The sequence below is a fragment of the Winslowiella arboricola genome (genome assembly GCF_025527015.1).
Lineage (GTDB): Bacteria > Pseudomonadota > Gammaproteobacteria > Enterobacterales > Enterobacteriaceae > Erwinia > Erwinia arboricola.
On the sequence record NZ_JAODIM010000038.1, the window covers coordinates 15174 to 39859 of the forward strand.

The following is a 24686-nucleotide window of genomic DNA, read 5'->3' on the forward strand; positions in this document are numbered from 1 at the left end:
GTTATTCTCCCTGGCACATCTGCACGGCGCTGTTAACCACGCCGGCAGCATCAATACCGTGACGCGCGCGGGTTGAAGCGCGATCGCCGGCAATCGCATATTCACCGTCGGCAATCCCCAGTCGTTTCAGCCTGACGCCGCCGCCACCTTCCGCCAGCACTTCCGCCACCAGGCTGCCGACGCCGCCATTGATGTTGTGCTCTTCTACGGTAATCACTCTGGCATACTGATTTAGCAGGTTGTGCAGCGCCTGGGTATCACAAGGTCTGATCGATGCGATGCTGATCACAGCTGCCGAAATACCCTGCTGTTCCAGCGCTGCGGCGGCGTCGACAATCTCATGCACCGTCGAGCCCATCGCCACCAGCGCAATATCTTTGCCACTGCGTAACTGGTCAATATGGCCGGGGACAAACCGGTAACTGTCATCGTGCAGTTCCGGCAACGCCTTACCGTCGAGACGGATATACACCGGACCAACATGTTCCAGCGCATAGTCAATAATCTGGCGGCACTCAATCGGGCAGGAAGGGGCGTAGATTTCGATATTGCCGAAGCCACGCATCACCGCAATATCGTCGATACTGTGATGGGTGCTGGCCAGCGGGCCATAGCTGGCGCCAGCATTCAGCCCGAACAACTTAACGTTGGTGTTGTTGTAGCAGATATCGACTTTTACCTGCTCGTTAGCGCGTGAGATAAGAAACGGCGCGGCATTACAGGTTACCGCCACTTTGCCGCCAATCGCCAGACCGGCGGCGGCACCCACCAGCGTCTGTTCGGCGATGCCGACGTTTACCAGCCGGCCGGGAAACTGTTTAATAAACGGCGAGATTTTGGCGGTGGAGGTCGAATCGGCCACTACCGGCACCAGATCGACACCGCGTTCTACCGCATCGATAAAGGCCTGTACCATCACGTCGGCCAAATGTGCTGAATTACTCATCTTTCAACTCCTCCATCGCCAGCTCAATCTCATCGCCTTTTGGCACCCGGTGATGCCACTCGGGCTTGCTCTGAATAAAGGAGATGCCAAAGCCTTTTTCGGTATGGGCAATCACCACATTCGGCTTGCCGTTGGCGGGCAGATTTTCCAGCGTCTCCACCACCGCACGCATATCATTACCGGCGCATTCAGTGACGTTCATACCGAATGCCCGCCATTTCTCATCCAGCGGATCGGTATTAAGAATGTCGCTGGTGGCGCCCGCCAGTTGCAGTTTGTTTTTGTCAGTAATAATGGTCAGATTATCGAGACCGTAATGGGCCGCCACTAACGCCGCTTCCCAGTTGCTGCCCTCCGCCAGTTCACCATCACCGGTCACCGCAAACACCCGCCGCTTGCTGTTATCTTTCTTCGCCGCCAGCGCGATACCGACCGCCACCGGCAGGCCATGCCCGAGTGCGCCGGTATTCAGTTCGATGCCCGGGGTTTTGTGTTTCACCGGATGGCCCGGCAAATGTGAGTCGGCATGCTGATAGGTCGGCAGCCAGCTTTCCGGGAAATAACCCGCTTCTGCCAGCACGCAGTAGTAGCCACCAACCGCATGCCCTTTTGACTGGATGTAAATATCGCGCGTCGCATCCTCTGTACGATCCGGTGCGCAATCCAGCAAACGAAAATAGAGCGCGGTGAGAATTTCCACCTGTGACAAATCGGCGCCGGTATGCCCGCCTGCCGGGCTGTTGGCATTCAGCATGATGATGCGACGGCGAATAGCCCGCGCTTTCTTTTCCAGCTGTTCCACAGAGAGTTTGAACGGATTCATAGCAACCTCTTTGAATTTAAAATCAATTACGAATAATTATTCGCAACCGGTAAAAAAAATGACATCAGCGGCCGCCTACTGGCGGCTGGCTTCGCCCTGCTGTATCACCGCTTTCTGCGCCACCACTGCGGCTTTCTGCTGCATACGGTTTTGCATCTGGTCAATAATCACCGCCACAATAATCACGATGCCCTTAATCACCATCTGCCAGAATTCGCTGACGCCCATCATAATCAGACCATCGGCAAGAAAGCCGATAACAAAAGCCCCAATCAGCGTGCCAATAATGGTGCCGCGCCCACCGGCCAGTGAGGTGCCACCCAGTACCACCGCCGCAATCGCATTCATCTCAAAGGCAGTACCGTTCGCCGGATGGCTGGCCACCAGCTGTGATGACACCACAATGCCGGCAATCGCCGCGCAGAAACCCGACAGCATATACACCAGAATCTTGACCTGCTTAACCCGCACGCCGGACAGCTCCGCCGCCTTTTCGTTATCACCAATCGCATACACCTGACGACCAAACGGCAGCCGTCTGGCGACATAACCAATCAGCAGCGCCAGCACAATCATCATCCAGATGGCGTACGGCAAACCAAACAGCGTGCCGGAACCGATCAGCTCGAAACCGGTATTACCCAGCTGCGGATTGCCCCCCAGCGCCGGGAAGGTTTCCCCCCCTGAGGTCAGCATCGCCGCCCCGCGCAGGATATACATGGTGCCGAGCGTGCAGATAAACGGCGCGACGTTATAGCGGGTAATAATCCAGCCATTTCCGGCGCCAATCAGTGCGCCAATCAGCAACACCACCGGCACAATCACCCAGACGCTGGGGAAAATCGCGATGCCAAACATCGGCAGTACAATGCCTTTGGTGATCAGCCAGCCGGCCACCATGCCGCACAGGCCCAGCGTGGCGCCGATCGACAGATCGATACCGGCGGTGATAATCACAAAGGTGATCCCCAGCGCCAGGAAGGCGTTAATGGCAATATGCTTAATCATGATCACCATGCTGCCCAGCGCGAGAAAGTCCGGTACGGTAAAGGCAAAGAAACCGACAATCAGAAACAGTGCGATAAAGGTCCGCATCTTTAACAACAGTAAAATCAGGCTCTCGCGCGAATTAAACGCCCGGACCGGATGCGCTGCCACCGCAACGTTATGGCTATTTTTCATTATCAAAACCCCTGGGCGCTTGCTTTAACCAGTGCCGACTCTTCTGCGCGGTCACGCGGAATATCAGCGGTAAGCTTCCCACCCGACATCACCAGGATACGGTCGGAAACTGCCATAATCTCTTTCAGGTCTGAGGTGGAAAAAATCACTGCAATCCCCTGCTCTGACAGCTCAACCATCATGCGAAATACATCAGCCTTGGCGCCAACATCAATGCCGCGACTCGGCTCATCCAGCAGCAGCAGTTTTGGATTGGTCAGCAGTGAGCGGCCAATCACCACTTTCTGCTGGTTGCCGCCGCTGAGCGCCTGAATCGACACTTCCGGCGACGACACCTTGATCGACAGATTGCCGACGGTGCTGGCTACCACCGCATGCTCTTCGCGCTGCGCAATGGCAAAACGCCAGGAAAGACGACGCCACAGGCTGGCGATGGTGAGATTACTGGCTACCGATGACACCGGAAAAATCCCGGTGCGTTTGCGGTCTTCCGGTACCAGACTCATCCCCATACGAATCCGGTCGGCGGTCGACAGCCGGTTCGCCAGCGGTTTACTGTCGAGCCACAGTTTGCCGAGATAGTTGCGCTGAGTGCCGAGCAGGCACTCAAACAGTTCGGTACGGCCGGCGCCCATCAGCCCATAAATGCCGACAATCTCCCCGGCGCGCACGTTAAACGACATATCATCCACCAGCGTATTACCGGCGCTGTTAACACAGGTGATATGCTCCGCTTCCAGTACCGGCGCGCCAAACTGACGGCCCGGCTTCAGGAAGTTGCTGACCGGCTCACTGCCGAGCATTTCACGTACAATCCACGGCACATCGATATCACCGACCTGCGCTTCGGCCTGAAACTTACCGTCACGCAGAATGGTGATCACATCGCCAATCGCCATCAGCTCTTCCAGCCGGTGCGAGATATAGATAATCGTCACCCCCTGACGCGTCAGCTCACGGATCACGCGGAACAGAATCGCCACTTCGGTTTTACTGAGTGCGGAAGTCGGCTCGTCGAGAATTAAAATATCGGCGTCTTCCGCCAGCGCTTTGGCAATTTCCACCAGCTGCTGCTGACCCACTTTCAGATTGGCCACCTGCTCACGCGGTGAAATCGGCTGATCCAGCCGCTGTAACAGTTCAGCGGTGCGTTGATCCTGCGCCGCCTCATCGATCGGCATCAGCCCGCGCTGGATCTCGCGTCCGAGGAAAATATTCTCGGCAACGCTCAGGTTCTCAAACAGGTTCAGCTCCTGATGCACCATACCAATCCCCAGTCGCGCCGCTTCACGGGTATTCGCCAGATGCACCTGCTGACCATTCAGCCAGATTTCGCCGCTGCTCGGCTGTTGTACCCCGGCGAGAATCTTCATCAGCGTCGATTTTCCGGCGCCGTTTTCACCAATAATCACGTTAACTTTGCCGCGCCAGACGTGATAATTGATGTTATCCAGCGCCAGGGTGCCAGGAAACAGCATCGATACTGCACGCGTTTCCAGAATCAGATTGCTGTTGTCAGCTGTCATGGCGCCTCCGGGGTTAACGTCAGCGCCACCGCATCCTGCACCCCCTGCGCGGTCAGGGTCACGGCCAGCAGCGCATCGACGGTTTTACCCTGCCAGCTGGCATCGACCGGCGGTAACTGTTTTACCGTCTGGCGATTAAGCGCTTTAGTCAGCTGGGCAAACTGCACCTGGTTAGTGAAATCCTCAAAATTAAAGCCTGCGGCGTCGCGAATTGCGTTACTGCGAATCACCGGTCCCAGCTGTACCTCGACCGGCGTGCCGTTAAAGGTGATCGCCAGATTGCGCTCGCGCTCGCTGACAGGGTTAAACGCCGTCACCTGCCCACTGGCTTTGACAAACACACTCTCACTGCTGCCCGCTTTCAGCGTGCGGCTCTTTTCCTGCATCGCGGCCCAGTCGAGGCCGTGCTGTTTCGCTGCCGACATCACTTTGCTGTCCCAGTTTTCCTGCACTACCTGCTGCGGAGTTTGATTGCTGTAGCTGGCTTTAGCGTTGGGATCGGGCGGGATAATCGGCTTACCGTCCGCATCCAGATCCACTACTGTGCAAGCTGTCAGCAACAAAGAGGCACAAAACAGCACGCTTGTGCCCCATTGTTTTTTCAACATAATCAGCCCCTCAGCGCTATTTCGACAGGTTGAACACTTTCAGCTGGCGCGCGTTGCTGTCGTCGATCAGCACGCAGTCCATCAGTTGCTTCTCTTCTTTCTGCGCTTTACCGTTTTTCAGGTAGTAATCGGCCTGCACAATCGCCATCTGCGCCTGGTCCCAGCCGGGTTGCAGCACCGTAGCTTTGATATTGCCTTTGTTAATAATCGAATCGCGTACATAGTCGCTGCCGTCAAAACCGACGACGATAACATTGGTTTTACCGGCGGATTTCAGCGCGGCTTCGGCGCCCAGCGCCATGGTGTCATTACCGGAAATCACCCCGACGATATTGGGATTTTTTTGCAGAATGGTTTCCATGCGGCTGAAGGCTTCGGTCTGGCTCCAGTTGGCGCTTTGCTGCGCCACCATTTTCAAATCCGGATAGTCGTCGAGCACGTCGTGATAACCCTGGGATCGCACGCCCGCATTGGTATCCGACTCTTTGCCCAGCAGCTCGACATACTCACCTTTGCCATTCAGCAATTTGGCAAACTTCTCTGCGCCGAGCTGCGCACCCTGGTAGTTATTGGAAACAATCTGCGCCACTGCAATACCGGTTTTATTGATTTCACGGTCAATCAGAAAGGTCGGGATACCGGCGTCTTTGGCCTTCTGCACCGGACCGACGGTGGCATCCGCACCGGCGTTATCCAGCACAATCGCTTTGGCTTTACGCGCGATGGCGGTTTCGATTAGCTGGTTCTGTTTACTGACATCATCATCATGCGATGCCACCAGCGTGGTGTAACCCAGCTCCGTCGCTTTCGCTTTGGCGCCCTCCGCTTCAGCTTTAAAAAACGGGTTGTCGTGAGACGGGGTAATAATCGCAATCATTCCTTTATCCGCAGCCAGCAGAGAAGAGGAAACAACCATTGCCGAGGCAATCAGGGACATTTTCAGTAGGGTACTTTTCATTATTATCTCCACGTTGAATATATATTCACTCATGACTTATTATTCATATTACTATGACCCTGCCCTGTCGCTTTGTCGAATGACAAAACCAGGAAAAGCGAAAAGGATCACAGTTTGATGTTTTATTGCACTAACCGGGCGGCGAAACGCTGCCCCTGCATCAATAAACCGTAGGGGCGGCGCTCTCGCCGCCCGTGTCACATTGCTATACAGCAGCCATTATTTGCATGACAATGCTGAGGTCGTCTGAAAGGAGGTACTATGTCAAAGCAGGATGAGCAGCGGCTGATGGTGAAAATCGCCACGCTCTATTACATGGAAAATCACAAGCAGTCTGATATCGCCCGTTCACTCAATTTGTCGCAGTCTTTTGTGTCGCGAATTTTAAATCGCAGCCTGAAAGAGGGACTGGTCAAAATCAGCGTGGTGCAACCGACCAATATCTTCCCGGCGCTGGAAAAATCCATCGAAGAGAAATATGGCATTCAGCAGGCGATTGTGGTCGACGTGGCGGAGGATGCCACGCCCCATCAGGTGAAACAGGTAATTGGCTCGGCGGCAGCGCACTATATGGAGACGCGGGTGCGGGCGGAAGAGCTGGTTGGCCTCTCTTCCTGGAGCAGCACCATTCGCGCCATGGTCGATGAACTGCATCCCAACAGCGTCAAGGCGCGCGGCGTGATTCAGCTGCTTGGCGGTGTTGGCGCTAACGGCAATGTGCAGGCGACGATTCTGACCCAAACCCTTGCGGCGCATCTCAGCTGTCCGGCATGGCTGTTACCGGCGCAAAGCATTGAACGCGCAGTCGATGAACGCGCGCGGATGGTATCCAACGCTGATGTGGCGGAAGTCGTTGGCAAATTCTCGGAAGTTGATGTGGCGGTCGTCGGCGTTGGCGATCTGGAACCTTCCCAGCTGCTGCGCAACTCCGGCAACTACTACGACGAAGCGATGCTGAAAACCCTCGCTGAACGCGGCGCGGTGGGCGATCTCTGTCTGCACTACTATGACGCCGACGGGCATGCGGTACTGAGCAAAGAGGAAGATCCGGTTATCGGCATGGAGCTGGAACAACTGCGCCACTGTCCGCAGGTGGTGGCGCTGGCTGGCGGCAAAGAGAAAGCCAACGCCATTCGCGGCGCGCTAAAGGGCGGCTATATCAATGTGATTGTGGTGGATTACCCGACGGCGCGGCTGCTGGTTTAGCCATCGTCTTCCCCCGGCCCGACGCCCATTTTTTTCCGGGGAGGGGGAAGATCAGCAGGTTCAGGTTTAATCATCACATCCTCAGGATGTGCAGCGCTAACGGCTGCTTTCAGTTCAGAGATCTTCTCTTCGATCATGTCCGTCCCGCCCTCCTCATTTAGCGCTTTCGCCAGCGCATAATAGAGATGGTCATCATCTTCGCGCCGGTTATCGATTTTTTTATACCCTTTTTTACTGATAATGTCGTAGCGAATAATATATCTTTCCGCCAGACGCTCTTGCAGGATGCAGGTAACTGCGCCTTTAGGAATATTTTTCTGGCTGTCCAGCTCGCCATTCGGACCGAATATCTTGATGGGTTTTTTCGCTGCATTGCGGATAACAAAATATCTGTTTTCATGCCTGGCGATAATAGCTATCTTGTCATAATTCAATGCTGTCTGAATATTGTATTTAGGATTGTAGTTATCTCCATATGAAATTAAAAGCTCCTCACCCACTTCAACATCCTTGATGGTGTAGTAGAAAGGTAATTTTCCAATATAACCCACTGCCAGATTATTTTCCCCCAATTCAGGGAACCCTTCAATTCTGCCGGTATTCATTAAAGACAAAATATTGGGGTTTTGATAGCCACTAACCGACCCTTCATCCTGGTATGTCCCCCAAAGTTTAGTCAGCACCTTCTCAGACCCTACCTTTCTTAATTCCACACTAAGCGATTGTTCCGTGGGATGCCAGACGCCACTGTAACCCCCAATAAAGGTCCCGGCGGGGGTGAATTTCTTCGCCACGACGCCCAACCCCACCCTTCCATTGACAACCCTCAGATGCTCTTGCGAAAACGTCCGCATGCTTTCCCCGTCACTTTTAATCATTTCTTCTGCCTGTGCGGAAAATCCTTTTTTTACTTCTTTCCATCTTGCTGCTGACATTCCTTGCGGTATCTCCGCCATCCCGCTAAGCCTGAACGGCTGCTTAATCACTTCTGCCGTCACACTACGTTGCAGATCACTGGCATCAACCAGCAGCGGGCGAACGTATTGCCATTGCGTATTTATTAGCTCTCTACCCGGATCGGGCTTCAGTTTTAACGGTAACACCGCGCCAAAATCACTCTCCCGCGCCTGTCTGAAAGCATGCAGAGTGACTTTGGCATAAGCGGCAATCTCTTTGTCTGTCACCAGCCATCCCATCTGTTGCTGGTCACGCTTTTCCGCCACTCTTCGGGCATACAACTGATTGCGTAACTTAATGATATCGTCATCAAGCTCGCTATCCGTCTGTTCATCTGTTTGCCGTGGGATATCGTCGAGCCAGCGAACCCGTTCATTTTCAACCGTATCGCGCAATGTCTGGGGATGCAGAACACTTTGCCTGGCGATAGCATCCATGCTGACGAAGACCGTTTTCGGTGGTTCAAAACGTTTCCTGAGCAGGCGTAATGCATAGGTTTTTCTTTTATTAAGGCTGACCTCCGCGCTGTCGTCTGTTCTGGGCAATTCGTCTAATTCACGCCTGTTGTGCAAAAACCATCCATCTTCCCGTTTTTTTATTTCCGACACCAGCGACGCCAGTGATTCCTGGCTGTAACCGGCGATATGCGCTTTAGTAATTTTTGCGCCGTTAAGCGCGCCTGTCGCCGTCTGCTCCTGAAACGCGTTCAGCAGACGTACGGCATAGTTAAGCCTTTTTTCGCCCGGCTGACGCGGCCGATCCCTTAGCCACTGCTTTTCCGCCTCGGTTAACCACTGCTGCTGCGCCAGCCAAAATTCGCTGAGTTTGTTTGCCAGCGTAAACTCATCTACCCCGGCCTTCAGGGCGATATCCTCCAGTTTCTCACTCGGTAACCGCATGCCGTACCGGCGTATGGCATAAGCATACGGATCTTCACCTTCATAACGTGCATTAAGTCGCTGCTGCTCGAAGGCTCGTATTTCGCTTTTTTTTAATTTTTTCCGTTTAAACTTACCGACAGGTTGTTCAGCTTCGATGGTGACTGGCGGTTGCGGCGGTTGTGGTTTATTGATTAACAAAAGATTTTTAAGCGTCAGATAGGGTTCTAAATTACCGCGAATCAGACTTTCTGAGGTCCCGGTATAACGCGCGATATCAGCGGTCGTCACCTGTTGTGGTAAATTCTTACGGCGCAATTTTTCCAGATGTAAGGCATAGCCAAGTCGGCCATCGCCGGGAGTCAGTGGATGCTGCCGCAACCACTGCCATACCTCAGATGCGAACTCGCTGCTTCGCTGTTCGTCGGGCAATTGAAAGCCGCCATCAGAATCAGCGCTGCTACCCGCGACAGCACAAGGCAGATCGTCAGCGCGTTTCACCCGCAGACAACCCTGTTTGTCCGCCAGTTCAAATTCCTCGTTGTCACGGTTATAACGAAACTGCCACTGGCTTTGCGATTCGTCATCCTCAGCTAATCGCAGACTGAACAGATCAGGGTCTGCCTGATCCTGTTCTACGCGGATATACTCCGGTTCACCCAATTTGTTGGTGCCAGTGTGGATATAAAGCGCCTCCCCACTGCGATAAAGATGCTGATAGCCGCTGGCGGTATAATCAACGGAAAACGGATTGGTCAGATGCACCTTCACCGCCTCCGGCAGCCCCGCAAATGCCTGCTGGGTTAACGGCACAAACTGCCACTCTTTGAGCTGCTCGTCGTAGCGAAAACGTAAATCATCCGCACCAGGCTCCTCAGGAAAATAGTCACCGGGATGGTCGCCAGGCAGTAACGGCAGATAATGCATATCGCCCTGCGCGGTATTACGCCAGCGCAGATAATAGTGATGATCAACATGATACAGACCAGGACGCTTTGCTACCGGCGTCAGCGCTTCAGGTCCCGGTGCTGACCGCAGCCATGCGGCATCAATTTGCCCTTCTGCCGTTTTTAATAAGCTAAACGGCGACATCGCCTTATGCCATTTTTGCGTGGCTGCCTGCCATTGCAATACCGACTGCGGCTGCGACAATCTGTTCTCCGCCGCTTTAATGGTGAAAAAGTCCCCCTCCGGCCAGCCCTCGATATAGCCGATATGCTCATTGTTCGGGTTGTCGGCCTGCGAACGCACTTCCAGATAATATTTACCCTGCTCGGTTTTCCAGACCCGGCGCTCAGCGCCAAATTGAGTGCGCAGAACCCCCTGTCGACCCGGTTCGGCAGTGACTGACGCCTTCGGCAACAATGGCATACAGCCAGCGTGCAGATGTGTGTTGGCGGCAAAAAACGGCGTCAATCGCTGCGTTTGCGGATCAAAATAAATTTTCTGGCCATCCGCCAGTTGCAGCGTGCCATCATCGGCAGAGACGGTCACTGGCAGGTACTCGTCGCCATTTTTGACAAAAAAATCCGGCGTGGTGTGATGGGTAAAGCGGTGTTCACCGGGCTGGCCCTCAATGCGCCACTTATTATTGTGCGGATTAAATGTCGCCGGACGCGTTATCGCCTCTGACGATCCCAGCTTCACCGCCGTGGCGTGCAGCCTTCCCTGCGGAAACAGATGCCAGCTGACTCCGGCAATCTCAGTTTGCAGCACCGACTGCATAGCTATTCCGCTGGGCGGACAGGTGATAATGGTACCCGGCAGCTGACTAACCGGCCTGATGGCTGGCGTACGCTTAAAGGCGAAGGCCTTACTCGCCGCCTGCTCCGGGAGGGTCACCATATTGAACCCCAGTCGCAGCAACCATTCCGCTCTGGATTCGCCGGGTTGACGATCAAGAATTTCACCGGTAAAGATTTCGCCAAGGGTGCGGGCGAAAAACCCCAGCAACGCTTCGCCCCCTCCAGCCATAAAATGGTGCAGACTGACCTTCTCTGTGCCCTGCTGAAACAGTATATAACTGTTGGCGGTCTGCTGGTCTCCCCAGGCGATCATGCGTGCGCCGATACTGTCAGACGTCGCCTGGTTATCCCTGATCGATATCTCATACAGGCGCAGGCGATTTTTCATCTCGTCTTCATGTGCCCGCTCTTCGCGCGTCCCGCCAGCGGCGGGAGGAGGGATAACCACAATCTCTGTGTCTGTCAGATTAGCGATCAATTGCTGCCGTAATGCCTCGTCCTGTGATAGCCCCAGATACCACAACAACTCATCCACCAGCTGCCATCGGAGCTGTTCACTCTCCGCAGGTTCAACCGACCAGAAAGTGGTGTTTGGCTCCGGCAACACCGTGAGAGGTGAACTCTCTTGCGCCTGTACCGCCTGCCACGGCAACAGGCAATTCACAAGGCCGTCTGCCGCCTGGTCGATCTTCGTCAGCACCGGCGTAGCGGGTGCAATATAACGGGCATAAACCTGCCCCACCGGCTGCGTCAACAGTAGCGCCGCCGCTTCTATTATCCTGGCAAGCGGCTTAGTGGCTGGCGGAGAGATATGCGCGTCAGGCGGCAAAATCCCCTGCCCGGGCGGCACCGGCCTTATCTCCTCCTTGCTGTGCCAGAAGAAAGGTTTTTGTAATGGTGAATTGGAAATATTGTTAATTGTTTTAAAGGGAGAAGAAGATAACGGGTCAAACTCATTACCGACCCCGAAGTTATTTAAACGATGAAAGAAATTGGCTATTCCAGCGAGCATATAAACATTCCATTGTTAGTTTGCAGTTTGGATATCAGCAACAGCTAAAATTAAAATAAAACTGACAATCAATAACCCGCCAACACCCTGTTTAAGACAACAGTAATTAAATCCGCCGCCTTGCTCTTCAATAAAAAGCCTGGCGCAACAAGAATTAATCACTGTTAATGACTTAATCATAATAATTAATCATTATTTACAGGCTGGTTATTTACCCAATTAATCAATTCATTACGTGGCAGTTTAATTCCGCCGCTGCTGAGATCGGGCGGCAAATCATACCATGCCACCGGCAGCTGAAATGTGGCCAGTTTATCCGTTGCCCACTGAGCAATCGCCTGCAGAGAAACCTGCCGATCCCATTCCAGCAGCGCCACCGGACGCTGACCATACTCCTTATCTGCCCGTGGAATAATAAACGCCATGGAAATCGCCGGATGACTGAGCAATAAGCGTTCTATCTGTTCGGGCTGGATCCCTTCGCCACCGCTGAAAAACTGATTATCCAGCCGCCCGCACAGCTGTAATTCACCGTCGCGCCAGATGCCGGCGTCACGGGTATGCAACCAGCCAGCGCTGTCCGTCAGCGGTAACAGCTCGCCATCCTGCCAGTAACCACAGGCCAGTGCTGCTGAGCGTAACCATACTTCGCCATCCACCAGCTTAATTTGCGCATTGCCCAGCACTTGCCCAACCCCGTCACGTCCATTGGCGCGCTTCGCCGCAATGGTTGATGCAGCTTCCGTCATGCCGTAACCGCACCAGCAGCGAATACCCGCAGCTTCCGCCCGCTCCAGCAGTTCACGCGGTATGGTGGCGCCACCCAGCAGTACATTCTGCACACCAGCGGGTAACGTATCCTGCTGTAACAACCGCCATAACTGCGTCGGCACCAGCGAAGCGAAGCTGCAATCCGCCAGCGCCTGCGCCAGCGGGAGTTGTGGCGCAACCTTTAACCTTGCACCGGTCAGCAGCCAGCGCCAGATAATCCCCTGACCGGAAACATGATACAGCGGCAGCGACAGCAGCCAGCTGTCATCCGCGCGAAAGGAGAGCAGATCCACCACGCCCCGGGCGCAGGCCAGGTGTGCATTAAAGCTGTGCGCCGCCGCTTTTGGCACGCCGGAAGAACCCGAGGTCAGCGTCAGTGTCGCCAGACTTTCGCCATCCCAGTGATGTGATGAACAGCCGCTGGCGCTGCGCAGTTGCAAGGGGATTAAAGGATAATCCGCCGCCGGTGTCGCCAGGCTGAGGCTAAATTCAAGATTAAGATGCGGCAGCAGCTTATGTAACTGGCTATCCGGCAACTGCGGATTAAGCGGCAGCAGACGCGCGCCGCACTGCAACAGCGCCAGATACGCCAGCAGAGCGTCCTCACTGTTTTTGCTCTTTAACAGCACGCCGCTGCCGGGCTGTACCCCCTGCTGACGAAATCCGACCGCCAGCGCATTAATCCGCAACGCCAGCTGCTGCCAGTTCAGCGCGCCGCTGGCGCAGATTATTGCGCTTTCCGCACCACGCAAACGCGCCCAGTGCTGCCACGGCCACTGGGTTAACCGCGCCATATCGCCTCCCGATCCGCCAGCGCCTGTAGCGCTAACGAACTATCCGGCCAGCGGCGATGCAGCTGATGTTGCATCAAGTCCAGCGTATCCAGCCCGGGCAACACCTGCGGCGTCAGCCAGTTTGCCAGCCGCGCCAGTTGCGTCAGACCAAGGCTCGATTCAATCGCCGAACTGATCACCACCGTCAGTCCCTGCTGCTGTGCCGCGGTGATTAACTGTTGCAGGTGCCGGATACTGCCGGTCAGGGTTGGTTTCACCACCAGCGCAGTGACACCCGGTTGTGCCGCCACCACAAAACCCGCTTCACGCACGCTCTCATCCCAGGCAATGGCAATCGCCGTTTCGGCGCTAAAACTGCAGGATTCAGCAGGGGTACGGCAAGGCTCCTCGAGAAACGCGATGCGCTGGCGCAGCTCAGGCCCGACCGCGCGGGCAAACTGCCGCGCTTTTTCCGGCGACCAGCTGCGATTGGCATCCAGCCGCAGTTGTAAATCCGGCAGCGCCTCAAGCAGCAGGCTGACCAGCATGCCATCGCGTATCGGTTCATACAGACCGACTTTCATTTTGGCCACCGGGTACGGCAACGCCTGTAAACGCGCAAACAGCTGGTCGGGATCGCCCACACAGAGCGCCGCCGAGTGATAATTCCCCGCGGCGGGTAGTGTGCCGTCCAGCTCCGCCAGCGCACAACTTAAGCCGAAGGCGACTGACGGCAGCCTGCTTTCCGCCGCGGAATCACCGGCGCACCAGCTTGTCAGCCAGGCTTCGGCGGCGTCCTGCGCCTGTGGCAGATCCTCATGGCTAAAACCTGGCAAAGGCGCGATTTCGCCCCAGCCTTCCGCCGATCCGTCACGCAGCCTGACCACCAGCCCGCTGCGCTGCTTAATACGCTGGTCACGAAGCACCACGCCCGCGTCCAGCGGGATGGCATAGCGCCAGAGGCTTGCGGTGCGCATTATGGGTTACGCCGGAACTTGCTGAAATCGGGCTGGCGTTTCTGATTGAAGGCGTTGCGCCCCTCCTGCCCCTCTTCGGTCATATAGAACAGCATGGTGGCGTTGCCCGCCAGCTCCTGCAAACCGGCCTGGCCATCGCAGTCGGCATTGAGCGCCGCCTTCAGGCAGCGCAGCGCCATCGGGCTGTTCTCCAGCATCTCCCGGCACCAGCGCACCGTCTCTTTTTCCAGCTGTGCCAGCGGCACGACGCTATTCACCAGCCCCATATCCAGCGCCTGCTGCGCGTTATACATCCGGCACAGGAACCAGATTTCACGCGCTTTTTTCTGGCCGACAATCCGCGCCATATAGGAAGCGCCCCAGCCACCGTCAAAGGAGCCGACTTTCGGACCGGTCTGACCAAACCGGGCATTGTCGGCGGCAATCGTCAGGTCGCAGATCATATGCAATACATGGCCGCCGCCCACCGCATAGCCCGCCACCATCGCCACCACCGGCTTCGGACAGGTGCGGATCTGGCGCTGGAAATCGAGCACATTAAGGTGATGCACGCCGCTGTCATCCTGATAACCGCCGTAGTCGCCACGCACTTTCTGGTCGCCACCGGCGCAGAACGCCAGTTCACCGGCGCCCGTCAGGATAATCACGCCGATGCCGTCATCATGGCGCGCATCATCCAGCGCCAGCATCATCTCTTTTACCGTCAGCGGACGAAAAGCGTTACGTACTTCGGGTCGGTTAATGGTGATTTTGGCAATGCCATCCAGCGACTTATGGTAGTGAATATCGCTAAAGTCGCCGCTGCAATCGCGCCACTCGACCGGGGCATAAAGTTGCTGTTCGTCAGGATAGATCATGCTTGTTCCTCAAAATACGCGCAATTTGCCAGCTAAAAGCGGCAGGATTAGCGCGATGGCTGTTGTGACCGGCGGCGGCGATAGTGCTGAGCGGCAGCGCTTTATGCTGCGCCAGCAGCTGGAATTTATGGTCCCACTCACCGCACAGATAATGAAAAGGCAGCGTCAGTTGCCGCAGCTGCGGCAATAAATCCGGTTGCTGACTGAGGGAGGTGGCTTCCAGCATCGCCGCCAGCGCCGGGGCATAGCTGTCAGCGCGCGCGTTGATCAGTTGCTGGCGCTGTAAGGCGCTGAGTTCGGCAAACAGCGGCTGGGCATACCACTGCGCCAGCGTCTGACGCAGTGGCTGAGCAGCAAAACGGGCGGCCCAGCAGCGATCGCTCTGCTGACGCACCGCCCGTTCTTCCGCCTGGGTTATGCCGGGGTGCGCCGCCTCAATGATTAACCCCATCAGCCCCGGCAGTGCCGCCTGACAGGCGTAGTACATCGCCGTTCGGCCGCCCAGTGAGTAACCAATCAGCCAGTAGCGCTCCACCTGATGGGCCAGCAACGTGGCGCTTAGCCGCTGACAGAGATCGTCGAAGCCGCTGACGCTCTGCGCGCCGGAGCCGCCATGGCCGGGCAGATCGATGCTCAGCAACGGCCAGTCGCTGAAAGCATGCTGAATCTCCTGCCAGTCTGCGGCGCTGCCGAGAAAGCCATGCAGCCAGACCAGCACCGGCTTACTGCTGCGGTGATGGCCCTGCCAGCGCGCATGCAGCATCACAATGCCGCCACCTGGTTAACCAGCTGTTTCAGCGTATCGGCGCCAGCTTGTGGCTCGACCACCAGTTCTATCAGCGTCACCCCTTCACGCTGCCAGCCACTGGCCACACTCTGCTGTAACGCCTGCCACTCCTGCGGACGCGCGTAGTGCAGGCCAAACATCGCGGCGGCATGTTCAAAATGGAGATGCTGTGGCATACAGAAGAAGCGTTCACGCTGAGCGGCGGGCGTCGGCAGTAATGAGAAGATCTGGCCGCCATTATTGTTAACCACCATCAGCACCAGCGGTGCCGGGGCATTGCGCAGTAACGCCAGCGCATTCAGATCGTAAAGTGCAGAAATATCGCCAAGGATCACCAGTGTTGGCACGCAATGACCACGCTGCACGCCAGCGGCAGTTGAGAGTAAACCGTCGATACCGCTGGCGCCGCGGTTGGCATACACCGGGTAACCTGCCGGTAGCTGCGCCAGCGCATCCACCAGACGCACCATCAGGCTGTTGCCGATAAACAGCTGTCCGCCCTTTGGCAGCAACTGCGGCAGGCGGTGCGCCAGTTGCGCCTCGCCAAAGGCTTCACAGGCGGCAGCAATCTCGCGTTGCGTACGGGTGACCAGCGGCTCCAGCGCTCTGGCCCAGCGGGTATGGCATTGTGGCGGGTGTTGATCGAGCCAGCAGTCAATATCCGCCACAATACGATTGCCGCGCAAATTTGCGGCCTCGCGCCGTCCCGGCAACGGATCAATCAGCCAGAAGGCCGCAACCTGCTGGCTGGCCTGCCATTGCAACAGGCGCTTGCTGGTCAGCTTGCTGCCAAACTGGACGATGATCTCCGCCTGTGCCAGCGTATGCTGCGCCTGGGGATGCCCCAGCCAGAGGTCGGCAGCAGGCAGCGGTGAACCGGTTTGCGACTGCACATCCGCCAGCAACGGCCAGCCAAGTTGTTGCGCCCAGTTGGCGACGCGCTGTCCTTGCGCGGCAGTTAGCCCGCCCGCTATCACCACTCCGCGCCGTTGTTGCCAGTAGCGCCATTTCTCCTGGCTTTCTACAGTTTCCCACTGACGGTGTGTGACCCACGGACGCGATCCCTGCCACCAGTCAGCCAGATTATCTCGCCAGTTCATATGCTCCCCGTTATCCTCGCCATACAGCGGTTCCGCCAGCGGCACGTTAATCTGTACCGCGCCATTGCGTTGACGGCTTAACAACTCGTCGAGCGCCGCCACCAGCCAGCATGCGGAGATTTCTGGCGTCGGACGCGGCAAATTCAGGGCTTCAGCATAACCGGCAAAAATGCCAGACTGATCAATGGCCTGATTAGCGCCACAGCCAATCAACTCCGGTGGCCGGTCAGCGCTGATCGCCACCAGCCGTTCACCGGTTAAGCGCGCTTCAATCACCGCCGGATAGAGATTAGCCAGCGCGGTGCCGGAAGTGACAATCATCGCCACTGCCTGACCGCTCGATTTCGCCAGCCCGAGCGCCAGATGACCCAGCCCGCGTTCATCAAAATGGGTATGACACACCAGCTTGTGGTTTGCGGCGGCGGCCAGCGTCAGCGGTGCGGAACGTGAGCCAGGCGCAATGCAGATATGGTGAACACCATGCCGCGTTAAGGTTTCAATGATCACTTCAGCCCAGCGATGATTAAAGGTACTTATCGACATAACCCCGTCCCGATCAACAACACGAAACTTATTATAAGAAGGCAGAATTCCCAGGATGTTGATTTGGGCCAGGTTTAACGCGAGTCTTCACTGAGTAATGTCGCCAGCGCCGCCGCTTTATTGTCGATCTCCTGCCACTCCTGCTGTGCATCGGACCCCGCCACAATGCCCGCGCCGGCATACAGCCGCACACGCCGATCGTCGATCAGCGCACAACGCAGCGACACGCAAAACTCACTCTTCTGGCGCGACAGATACCCCAGCGAACCGGCATACCACTGGCGGGTAAAAGGTTCATAACGGGCAATAAATTCTCGTGCCGGCTGGCGCGGAAAACCGGCCACCGCCGCGGTGGGTTGCAGGTGACTCAGGCAGAGTTCATCACTACGCTGGCGCAGCTCGCCATGAATGCGGCGGCGCAGATGCTGCACGTTACGTAAGCGAACCACCTCGGCCGGCATCACTTCCAGCCCGGCGACCATCCCCTGCAATCGCTGACAGATATCATCGACCACCAGCAGATTTTCCCGTTGATTCTTATCATCCTGACGCAGCCAGTCGGCATGGCGTGCGGCTTCGCTATCATCAGCATCACTGGCGACGGTGCCTGCCAGCGCTTCGGTCAGCAGTTCGCTCTGCTGGCGCAGATAGAGCCGCTCCGGCGAGGAGCCGATAAAGGCGTGATGGCCGTCAAAAGCCAGCATATAGTGGTAGCAGCAATGATTTACCCGACGGCTGGCAGCCAGCAGCGCCGCCGCGCTGATCTCACGGCTGAAACAGAGATCGGTGACACGGGCCAGTACCACTTTATCCATCTCTCCGGCGGCAATCGCTGTCAGCGCCTGGTCGATCAGCCGCGACCAGCCCGCACGATCCGGCGTATGCTGGCTGACCAGCAGTGAAGCGTCGGGCGGCGCCAGCGGGCGTGATGGCTGAAGATCGGCGAGAAACTGCAATGCATGCTGTGCATCCTCATACAGCGAACTGTCACTGCAAAGATGCAGCTGTAGCTGGCAACCGGTTTCGCTGCGCCGCCATACAATTCGCGGCAGAAACAGATAGCTCTGCCCGGCCGAAAAATCATTGGCACCCCAGATGCGCCAGTCCGCTGGCAGCCGGTTGACCGCCCGCTGCGCCTGCTGAATATCGCTGAAATGCTGCACTTCGCCGCAGGCCGCCACACTCTCTTTGCCATTACGGTGTTGCCACCATAGTTGCGGCCAGCATTGCTGGGCGTTTAACCAGCATAAGGCGTCACCGCTATCGGCGATTCTGACACTCAGTCGCCGGTAACCTGGCTGGCGGCTGGCGATCTGTTGCAGTTCGTTGCGTAACTGATTAAGCGCTGCGCTGAATGCCACCATGCTGACCTCGAAATTGAGCTGGAGACAATTATGTTAAGCGCGGTGACATCAGGAGTTTTTGATTTGAGGCAGTAAAGCGGGGATTGTTAACAAAAAGGGAGGGCCGGTAATAAATACCGGCCCCCGGGCAATACTAACGGTGGTGATTAACGGCGTGACAATAGCAGACCGATAACCAGTCCGGCCGTGGCGCCAACGCCAATCCCATGCCAGGGTTTTTCATGCACATAATCGTCGGCACGGTAGACCGCTTGCTTAGCGCGGTAGTAGTAAGTGTCTGACGCCTGGCTGACGCGCGATTTGACATCATGCAGTGCCTGCTCAGCTTTGGCTTTAAGCTCAATGTATTTCTGATCGGCAGGATCGCCCGAAGACTTCAGCACCTGTTCCAGGGTCTCGGTCAGCAGTGTCAGATCGTCATCCAGTCGGGTTTCATGCAGTTCATCAGGTATAGCCATTTTCTTCCTCCGTGGGCGAAAACACATGTATGTCTATTAACTATAGACAGTTTTCACGGCACTGTGCGGAATGGCGACCAGGAATAGACTGAGAATGGTGGCAAGCGGTGGCAGGCTGGAATATCAGCCATCATGTCGGCACAATAGAACATGCAGGTACGATAAAATCCGGGGAGAAAAATATGGAAGAGCTAAACCATCTTATAGACCTTCAGGAAATGGCTCATGATTTTAACCGGATTGGCGCCATTTCTGATGAAACCGTTAACTACATCGACACGCGGGTAAAGCTACGTGAGCTTCGCGAGAAAATGCTGAGCGTTCATGAAATGAATGGGGAAGAGATTCGCGGTATGCGTGACCGTCTGGGCATCACTCAGTCTATGCTGGCTGTGATTATGAATATGTCGGTTGTCAGCATCTCTAAATGGGAGCGTGGAGAAAAGAAACCCAATGGCGCTGCATTGCGGATGCTTAACACCATCGAATATAAAGGTTTTGATATCTTTGCGAAGTGATCTCCTTGTACGGGCCTGTCATGAAATTTTTATTTGTTTTACGTCATTACATGGCAACCGTCTCGCCTGCACCGAACAACGCTTAAAAATCAGACAAACGTAAAACCGCTTAAATCTCGCCTCGCTGCAGCGGAAAACCATACGTTTATTTGATTAATCTGATAAATTTCCTGAGATTTGAATTTTTGTATCTGCAAGCTGTCGTACCTCCCTGTAACCCTGGCAGCGCCAGGAGATGTAAATGGGTGATCAGGCACGACAGTCACTACAAACTCCGTTCAGCAAAGGAAATGACCTCTGGCATGAATCGAAGAATGTTTATGAAAGCGTCAATGGCATTCGCTACCGTAAGCGGGATGTCTGGCTTATCCACGCTATTTGCACAGTCAGCCTGGGCAGATACCGATATCGCCGACGGCACCGCGATGCGATTTGATTTTGACGTTCTGAAAAAAATGGCCGCCAGTATGGCGAAGCAACCCTGGGGCGGCGCACCAGGCGCCCTGCCGCAGACGCTGGCGACCCTCACTCCGCAGGCGTATAACGAGATTCAGTACGACGCCAATCACTCCTTATGGAACGGCACTGCCGACCGCGAACTGGACGTGCAGTTCTTCCACGTCGGTATGGGCTTTAAACGCCGTATCCGCATGTTCTCGGTTGATGAAACCAGCCGTGAAGCGCGTGAGATTCATTTCCGCCCTGAGCTGTTTAACTACAACAATGCCAAAGTCGATACTAAGCAGCTGGATGGCAAAACCGATCTGGGCTTTGCCGGTTTCCGCGCATTTAAAAAACCGGAACTGACCAGCCGCGATGTCGTCTCGTTCCTTGGCGCCAGCTATTTCCGCGCAGTGGATGACACTTATCAGTACGGTTTGTCGGCTCGTGGTATTGCGGTTAACACCTTTAGCAACGGTCAGGAAGAGTTCCCGGACTTCACCGCTTTCTGGTTTGAAACGCCAAAAGCGGAAGACACCCGTTTTACGGTGTATGCCCTGCTGGATGGTCCAAGCGCGACCGGTGCCTATAAGTTTATTATCGACTGTGAAGCCAAACGTGTGGTGATGGAGATTGAAAACCATATCTTCGCACGTAAGGATATTAAGCAGCTCGGTATCGCACCGATGACCAGTATGTTTAGCTGTGGCACCAATGAGCGCCGCATGTGTGACACCATTCACCCGCAAATCCATGACTCCGATCGCCTGGCGATGTGGACCGGCAGCGGTGAATGGATCTGCCGTCCGCTGAATAATCCACAAAAGCTGCAGTACAACGCCTATGAAGACACCAACCCGCGCGGCTTTGGCCTGTTGCAGCTGAATCATGACTTCAAGGATTATCAGGATGTGATTGGCTGGTATAACAAACGCCCAAGCCTGTGGGTGGAGCCAATCGGTAAATGGGGTAAAGGCGCCATCAATCTGATGGAGATCCCAACCACCGGTGAGACACTGGATAATGTGGTCTGCTTCTGGCAGCCGGAAGAGCCGATCAAAGCGGGCAGCGAATACAGCTTCCACTACAAGCTTTACTGGAGCGGTTTGCCGCCAGTGCGCAGTGGTTTAGCGCGTGTCGACGCTACCCGCACTGGTATGGGCGGTTTCCCGGAAGGCTGGGCGCCGGGCGAACAATACCCGGAAGTCTGGGCGCGCCGTATTGCGGTTGATTTTGTCGGTGGCGATCTGCAGGCTGCAGCACCGAAAGGCATTGAGCCGGTGATTAATGTGTCGTCTGGCACCATTAAGCAGGTTGAGATTCTGTTTGTTGAGCCGATGAACGGTTACCGCATTCTGTTTGACTGGTATCCGAACAGTAATGACACCAAACCGGTGGAGATGCGTATGTTCCTGCGCAGTAAAGAGGAGACGCTGAGCGAAACCTGGCTGTATCAGTATTTCCCGCCACCGCCAGATCAGCGCAAGTATGTGGATGATCGTCAGATGCATCCCGATTAAGTGGTGATATTGGCTTTTTTGCGGGCGGCGAGAACGCCGCCCCTACAAAAATTCACAGGTTTATGTAGGGGCGGCGTTCTCGCCGCCCGTACTGATGCCGTGCACCTGAGCCAACCCTGGCTTATTTTGCTTATGCGCGTTGCTCTTCCAGACGGAAATGCTCCACCGTCTGCGCCAGCTGTTCAGCCTGATCTTCCAGCGAACTGGCCGCCGCTGACATCTGTTGCACCAGCGCCGAGTTCTGCTGGGTGACGCCATCCATCTCATTGACGGCGATAGTGACCTGACTGATGCCTTTTGCCTGCTCATCCGAGGCGGCAACAATCTCACCGATAATACTCTGCACGGAACTGACCGCCTGCGTCATATCCTGCATGGTTTTCCCCGCGTCACGCACCAGCTGCACGCCACTCTCAACCCGGTGAGTTGATTCCTCAATCAGCGCGGCGATATCTTTTACCGCACTGGCGCTGCGCTGTGCCAGATTACGCACTTCAGAGGCCACTACGGCAAAACCACGCCCCTGCTCACCGGCACGCGCCGCTTCGACCGCCGCATTTAGCGCCAGAATATTGGTCTGGAAAGCGATGCTGTTAATAATGGCGGTGATATCGCCAATTTTCTTCGCACTGTCGTCAATCTGCGCCATGGTTTGCACCACCTGACCGACCAGCGTCTCACCGCGGCTGGCAATCTTTGTGGCATTTTCCGTCAGCGTTGTCGCCTGATGCGCATTGTCAGCATTATGTTTTACCGTCGCGGTAATCTGCTCCATGCTGGCGGCGGTCTGCTCCAGCGCGGCGGCTTGCTGTTCGGTACGCGAGGCGAGGTTAAGGTTGCCACTGGCAATCTCACCGGCGCCCTGACGGACCGAGTCGCTGGCTTCTTTGATCTGTCCGACGATATCGCGCAAACGCTCCTGCATGGTGTGCAGGGCAAAGAACAGGCTGCTGCGATCCTGCGGCTTCACCTTGATGGTATTGCCCAGCTGCCCATCAGCGACCGCCAGCGCAATAGTGGCGGCATGCAGTGGTTCCCCGCCAATTGGCTTCAGTACTTTGCGGCTAAATACGATACCCAGCAGCGCACTGACCAGCAAAATGCTCAGCACCATCAGCATCAGCGCATTAATTAACTGGCGATTGGCAGCGGCCATCACCTGGCTGACCGGCGCCGCCACGCCGAGATACCATTTCTCGCTGCTGTTGCCGATAGTTATCGGCTGCCAGGTGACTAATGCATCTTCACCAAGAATCGGATCGGCTTGCTCAGTGACAGCATCAGTAAAGTTGCCGTTCTGCGCAGGCAACGCTTTGCCGGTCAGACTTTTATCAGGATATGAGATGACCTTGCCTGCGCTCGACAGCAACATAGCGTAGCCCACACCTTCCCACGGCTTAATCTGGTTTACTTTCTGCTGCAACGAGGCAAGGGAGATATCTGAGGTCACTACGCCCCACAGTTTACCGCCATCGACGATTGGCGCCGCCACCGAAGTCAGCAGCGTCGGCACGCCGTTATAGGCGTAACTGTAAGGTTCGATTAAGGTATCTTTCTGCGTCTTTTGCGGTATCAGGTAGTAGTCGCCCTGACCTGGGGTGAGAATGGAAAGCAGCGGATGCATTTTAAAATTGCCCGCCTGGTCACGATCGACAAAAAAGGCATAACGGCCATTTGGCGCCTGGTCAGGCTTACCGGCAAATTCCGCATCACGGCCGTCAAAGGCGTTCTCTTCGAAAATCACCGACACCGACAGATAATCGGGGTTATCACGCAATGCATATTCGGTCAGCTTATCCACCACTGCGCGATCTTTTATGCCCGCCGCTGGCAGCGCTATCAGGCTCTGGCCGAGGTTGCGCGCCACATCGCGGGCGTAGTTAAGTTGATGCTGGATTTGCAGCGCCTGGGTTTGGGCAATTTGTTGCAGATAGTTTTCCGCCAGCGACTTTTGTTCACGGCTGGATTGCCAGCTGAGTACCCCAATAGTCACCACAAATCCGAAAGTAATCGTGAGAGCGCCAGTCAGTAACATCTGTGCGCGGGTGCTCATGCTCTTTTTCTTGATTAATTGCCTGGCCATTATGGCGCTCCTGGAGTGTCCTGATCATAGAATCAACAAATCCATTACAAAAAAATCCCTGCCATTCACCTATCGGCGCTTTTTTTTTGAACTTTAATGGTTAAGGATTATGCAACTTTGTCAGATTCAACGATCGGCACCCGCACCATGCGGCTAAGCCATTAATAGCAGGCCTTAATTCTGCATACCGATATGCGGAATATCATCTTCGAGATAAATTTCGCCCACCGGTTTAAAACCTAAACGAGCATAGAAACCCTGCAAATGGGCCTGCGCGGAAAGATAGATCGATTTCCCCGGCCAGTGTTGTTCACAACTGGCAATTGCCTGTTCCATTAAGCGATAACCAAGGTTCAGGCCTCGCGCTTCCGGCGAGATAATCACCCGGCCAATGCGCACCGCTGGCTGCGTGGCTTCCGGCGTCAGGATTCGGGCGTAAGCCAGCACTTTATCGTCCAGCATGCCAAGTATATGGCGGTTATCAAGCCGAAGATCGGCGCCATCAATATCCTGATAAACACATTGCTGCTCAACGACAAACACCCTGCTACGCAGCGCCAGAATGTCATACAGCTGTGTCACACTCAGATCGGCGTGGTGTAAATCTTGCCATAACAGATCCATCGCCTGTTTCCCCCCTGGTTAATCGATTT

At 55.5% G+C, this 24686-nt stretch carries 20 protein-coding genes; 3 read left to right on the forward strand and 17 right to left on the reverse strand.

From position 1 onward, the window contains the following. Position 1 precedes the first annotated feature (1 nt). The 6 genes from N5923_RS06005 to N5923_RS06030 all read right to left on the reverse strand — a co-directional run bounded on the left by N5923_RS06005 (position 2) and on the right by N5923_RS06030 (position 6043). Complete coding sequence (locus tag N5923_RS06005; protein WP_267140804.1) at positions 2-946, reverse strand: transketolase family protein; 945 nt, start codon at positions 944-946, stop codon at positions 2-4. Continuing rightward, positions 939-1769, reverse strand: coding sequence for a transketolase (locus N5923_RS06010; RefSeq protein WP_267140803.1), 831 nt, complete (start codon positions 1767-1769; stop codon positions 939-941). The genes N5923_RS06005 and N5923_RS06010 overlap by 8 nt, the downstream gene beginning before the upstream one ends. A 75-nt stretch (positions 1770-1844) precedes the next feature. Continuing rightward, on the reverse strand, positions 1845-2951 hold the full coding sequence (locus N5923_RS06015) for an ABC transporter permease (protein ID WP_267140802.1): 1107 nt from the start codon (positions 2949-2951) through the stop codon (positions 1845-1847). Positions 2952-2953: 2 nt separating this feature from the next. Then, the gene (locus tag N5923_RS06020) at positions 2954-4477 is read right to left on the reverse strand and encodes a sugar ABC transporter ATP-binding protein (protein ID WP_267140801.1); all 1524 of its coding nucleotides are present in this window, start codon (positions 4475-4477) and stop codon (positions 2954-2956) included. Next, a complete protein-coding gene (locus N5923_RS06025) occupies positions 4474-5085 on the reverse strand; it encodes a DUF2291 family protein (protein ID WP_267140800.1) in 612 nt (203 codons plus the stop codon). The genes N5923_RS06020 and N5923_RS06025 overlap by 4 nt, the downstream gene beginning before the upstream one ends. Before the next feature lie 16 nt (positions 5086-5101). Further along, positions 5102-6043: a D-ribose ABC transporter substrate-binding protein gene (locus N5923_RS06030; protein WP_267140799.1), complete on the reverse strand. Its 942-nt coding sequence runs from the start codon at positions 6041-6043 to the stop codon at positions 5102-5104. A gap of 261 nt (positions 6044-6304) precedes the next feature. Between N5923_RS06030 and N5923_RS06035 the strand changes: the two genes are divergently transcribed. After that, positions 6305-7249, forward strand: coding sequence for a sugar-binding transcriptional regulator (locus tag N5923_RS06035; RefSeq protein WP_267140798.1), 945 nt, complete (start codon positions 6305-6307; stop codon positions 7247-7249). On the opposite strand, the gene N5923_RS06040 is transcribed toward N5923_RS06035, so the two are convergent. The 9 genes from N5923_RS06040 to elaB form a co-directional block, all read right to left on the reverse strand. Then, positions 7246-11841, reverse strand: coding sequence for an SET domain-containing protein (locus N5923_RS06040; RefSeq protein ID WP_267140797.1), 4596 nt, complete (start codon positions 11839-11841; stop codon positions 7246-7248). The two genes, N5923_RS06035 and N5923_RS06040, sit on opposite strands and share 4 nt — an antisense overlap. A 15-nt stretch (positions 11842-11856) precedes the next feature. After that, the gene (locus tag N5923_RS06045) at positions 11857-12021 is read right to left on the reverse strand and encodes a hypothetical protein (RefSeq protein WP_267140796.1); all 165 of its coding nucleotides are present in this window, start codon (positions 12019-12021) and stop codon (positions 11857-11859) included. 5 nt (positions 12022-12026) lie between these two features. Next, entirely contained in the window at positions 12027-13406 is a 1380-nt protein-coding gene (menE, locus tag N5923_RS06050) for an o-succinylbenzoate--CoA ligase (protein ID WP_267140795.1), read from the reverse strand. After that, positions 13394-14362, reverse strand: coding sequence for an o-succinylbenzoate synthase (gene menC / locus N5923_RS06055; protein ID WP_267140794.1), 969 nt, complete (start codon positions 14360-14362; stop codon positions 13394-13396). Before menC ends, menE begins: the two co-directional genes overlap by 13 nt. Then, complete coding sequence (gene menB, locus N5923_RS06060) at positions 14362-15219, reverse strand: 1,4-dihydroxy-2-naphthoyl-CoA synthase (RefSeq protein WP_267140793.1); 858 nt, start codon at positions 15217-15219, stop codon at positions 14362-14364. Before menB ends, menC begins: the two co-directional genes overlap by 1 nt. Beyond that, entirely contained in the window at positions 15206-15982 is a 777-nt protein-coding gene (menH, locus tag N5923_RS06065) for a 2-succinyl-6-hydroxy-2,4-cyclohexadiene-1-carboxylate synthase (RefSeq protein WP_267140817.1), read from the reverse strand. The genes menB and menH overlap by 14 nt, the downstream gene beginning before the upstream one ends. Further along, positions 15982-17649, reverse strand: coding sequence for a 2-succinyl-5-enolpyruvyl-6-hydroxy-3-cyclohexene-1-carboxylic-acid synthase (menD, locus tag N5923_RS06070; RefSeq protein WP_267140792.1), 1668 nt, complete (start codon positions 17647-17649; stop codon positions 15982-15984). The genes menH and menD overlap by 1 nt, the downstream gene beginning before the upstream one ends. 74 nt (positions 17650-17723) lie before the next feature. After that, entirely contained in the window at positions 17724-19013 is a 1290-nt protein-coding gene (gene menF, locus N5923_RS06075) for an isochorismate synthase MenF (protein WP_267140791.1), read from the reverse strand. Between the two features lie 146 nt (positions 19014-19159). After that, positions 19160-19471, reverse strand: a complete 312-nt coding sequence (gene elaB / locus N5923_RS06080; RefSeq protein ID WP_407704396.1) for a stress response protein ElaB — start codon at positions 19469-19471, stop codon at positions 19160-19162. 107 nt (positions 19472-19578) lie between these two features. Between elaB and N5923_RS06085 the strand changes: the two genes are divergently transcribed. Continuing rightward, on the forward strand, positions 19579-19989 hold the full coding sequence (locus tag N5923_RS06085) for a helix-turn-helix domain-containing protein (protein ID WP_267140790.1): 411 nt from the start codon (positions 19579-19581) through the stop codon (positions 19987-19989). A gap of 302 nt (positions 19990-20291) precedes the next feature. After that, the gene (locus tag N5923_RS06090; RefSeq protein ID WP_267140789.1) at positions 20292-21950 is read left to right on the forward strand and encodes a glucan biosynthesis protein D; all 1659 of its coding nucleotides are present in this window, start codon (positions 20292-20294) and stop codon (positions 21948-21950) included. 130 nt (positions 21951-22080) lie between these two features. Here the strand turns inward: N5923_RS06090 and N5923_RS06095 are convergent, their stop codons facing one another. Both N5923_RS06095 and N5923_RS06100 read right to left on the reverse strand, forming a co-directional pair. After that, a complete protein-coding gene (locus N5923_RS06095; RefSeq protein ID WP_267142138.1) occupies positions 22081-24033 on the reverse strand; it encodes a methyl-accepting chemotaxis protein in 1953 nt (650 codons plus the stop codon). Between the two features lie 174 nt (positions 24034-24207). Next, entirely contained in the window at positions 24208-24657 is a 450-nt protein-coding gene (locus N5923_RS06100; RefSeq protein WP_267142139.1) for a GNAT family N-acetyltransferase, read from the reverse strand. Between the last annotated feature and the right edge of the window lie 29 nt (positions 24658-24686).

Excerpts from the sequence above, each read along its gene's own strand:
- N5923_RS06005 (WP_267140804.1), bottom strand. The coding sequence starts at position 946 with ATGAGTAATTCAGCACATTTGGCCGACGTGATGGTACAGGCCTTTATC.
- N5923_RS06010 (WP_267140803.1), bottom strand. The coding sequence starts at position 1,769 with ATGAATCCGTTCAAACTCTCTGTGGAACAGCTGGAAAAGAAAGCGCGG.
- N5923_RS06015 (WP_267140802.1), bottom strand. The coding sequence starts at position 2,951 with ATGAAAAATAGCCATAACGTTGCGGTGGCAGCGCATCCGGTCCGGGCG.
- N5923_RS06020 (WP_267140801.1), bottom strand. The coding sequence starts at position 4,477 with ATGACAGCTGACAACAGCAATCTGATTCTGGAAACGCGTGCAGTATCG.
- N5923_RS06025 (WP_267140800.1), bottom strand. The coding sequence starts at position 5,085 with ATGTTGAAAAAACAATGGGGCACAAGCGTGCTGTTTTGTGCCTCTTTG.
- N5923_RS06030 (WP_267140799.1), bottom strand. The coding sequence starts at position 6,043 with ATGAAAAGTACCCTACTGAAAATGTCCCTGATTGCCTCGGCAATGGTT.
- N5923_RS06035 (WP_267140798.1), top strand. The coding sequence starts at position 6,305 with ATGTCAAAGCAGGATGAGCAGCGGCTGATGGTGAAAATCGCCACGCTC.
- N5923_RS06040 (WP_267140797.1), bottom strand. The coding sequence starts at position 11,841 with ATGCTCGCTGGAATAGCCAATTTCTTTCATCGTTTAAATAACTTCGGG.
- N5923_RS06045 (WP_267140796.1), bottom strand. The coding sequence starts at position 12,021 with ATGATTAAGTCATTAACAGTGATTAATTCTTGTTGCGCCAGGCTTTTT.
- menE (WP_267140795.1), bottom strand. The coding sequence starts at position 13,406 with ATGGCGCGGTTAACCCAGTGGCCGTGGCAGCACTGGGCGCGTTTGCGT.
- menC (WP_267140794.1), bottom strand. The coding sequence starts at position 14,362 with ATGCGCACCGCAAGCCTCTGGCGCTATGCCATCCCGCTGGACGCGGGC.
- menB (WP_267140793.1), bottom strand. The coding sequence starts at position 15,219 with ATGATCTATCCTGACGAACAGCAACTTTATGCCCCGGTCGAGTGGCGC.
- menH (WP_267140817.1), bottom strand. The coding sequence starts at position 15,982 with ATGCTGCATGCGCGCTGGCAGGGCCATCACCGCAGCAGTAAGCCGGTG.
- menD (WP_267140792.1), bottom strand. The coding sequence starts at position 17,649 with ATGTCGATAAGTACCTTTAATCATCGCTGGGCTGAAGTGATCATTGAA.
- menF (WP_267140791.1), bottom strand. The coding sequence starts at position 19,013 with ATGGTGGCATTCAGCGCAGCGCTTAATCAGTTACGCAACGAACTGCAA.
- elaB (WP_407704396.1), bottom strand. The coding sequence starts at position 19,471 with ATGGCTATACCTGATGAACTGCATGAAACCCGACTGGATGACGATCTG.
- N5923_RS06090 (WP_267140789.1), top strand. The coding sequence starts at position 20,292 with ATGAATCGAAGAATGTTTATGAAAGCGTCAATGGCATTCGCTACCGTA.
- N5923_RS06095 (WP_267142138.1), bottom strand. The coding sequence starts at position 24,033 with ATGGCCAGGCAATTAATCAAGAAAAAGAGCATGAGCACCCGCGCACAG.
- N5923_RS06100 (WP_267142139.1), bottom strand. The coding sequence starts at position 24,657 with ATGGATCTGTTATGGCAAGATTTACACCACGCCGATCTGAGTGTGACA.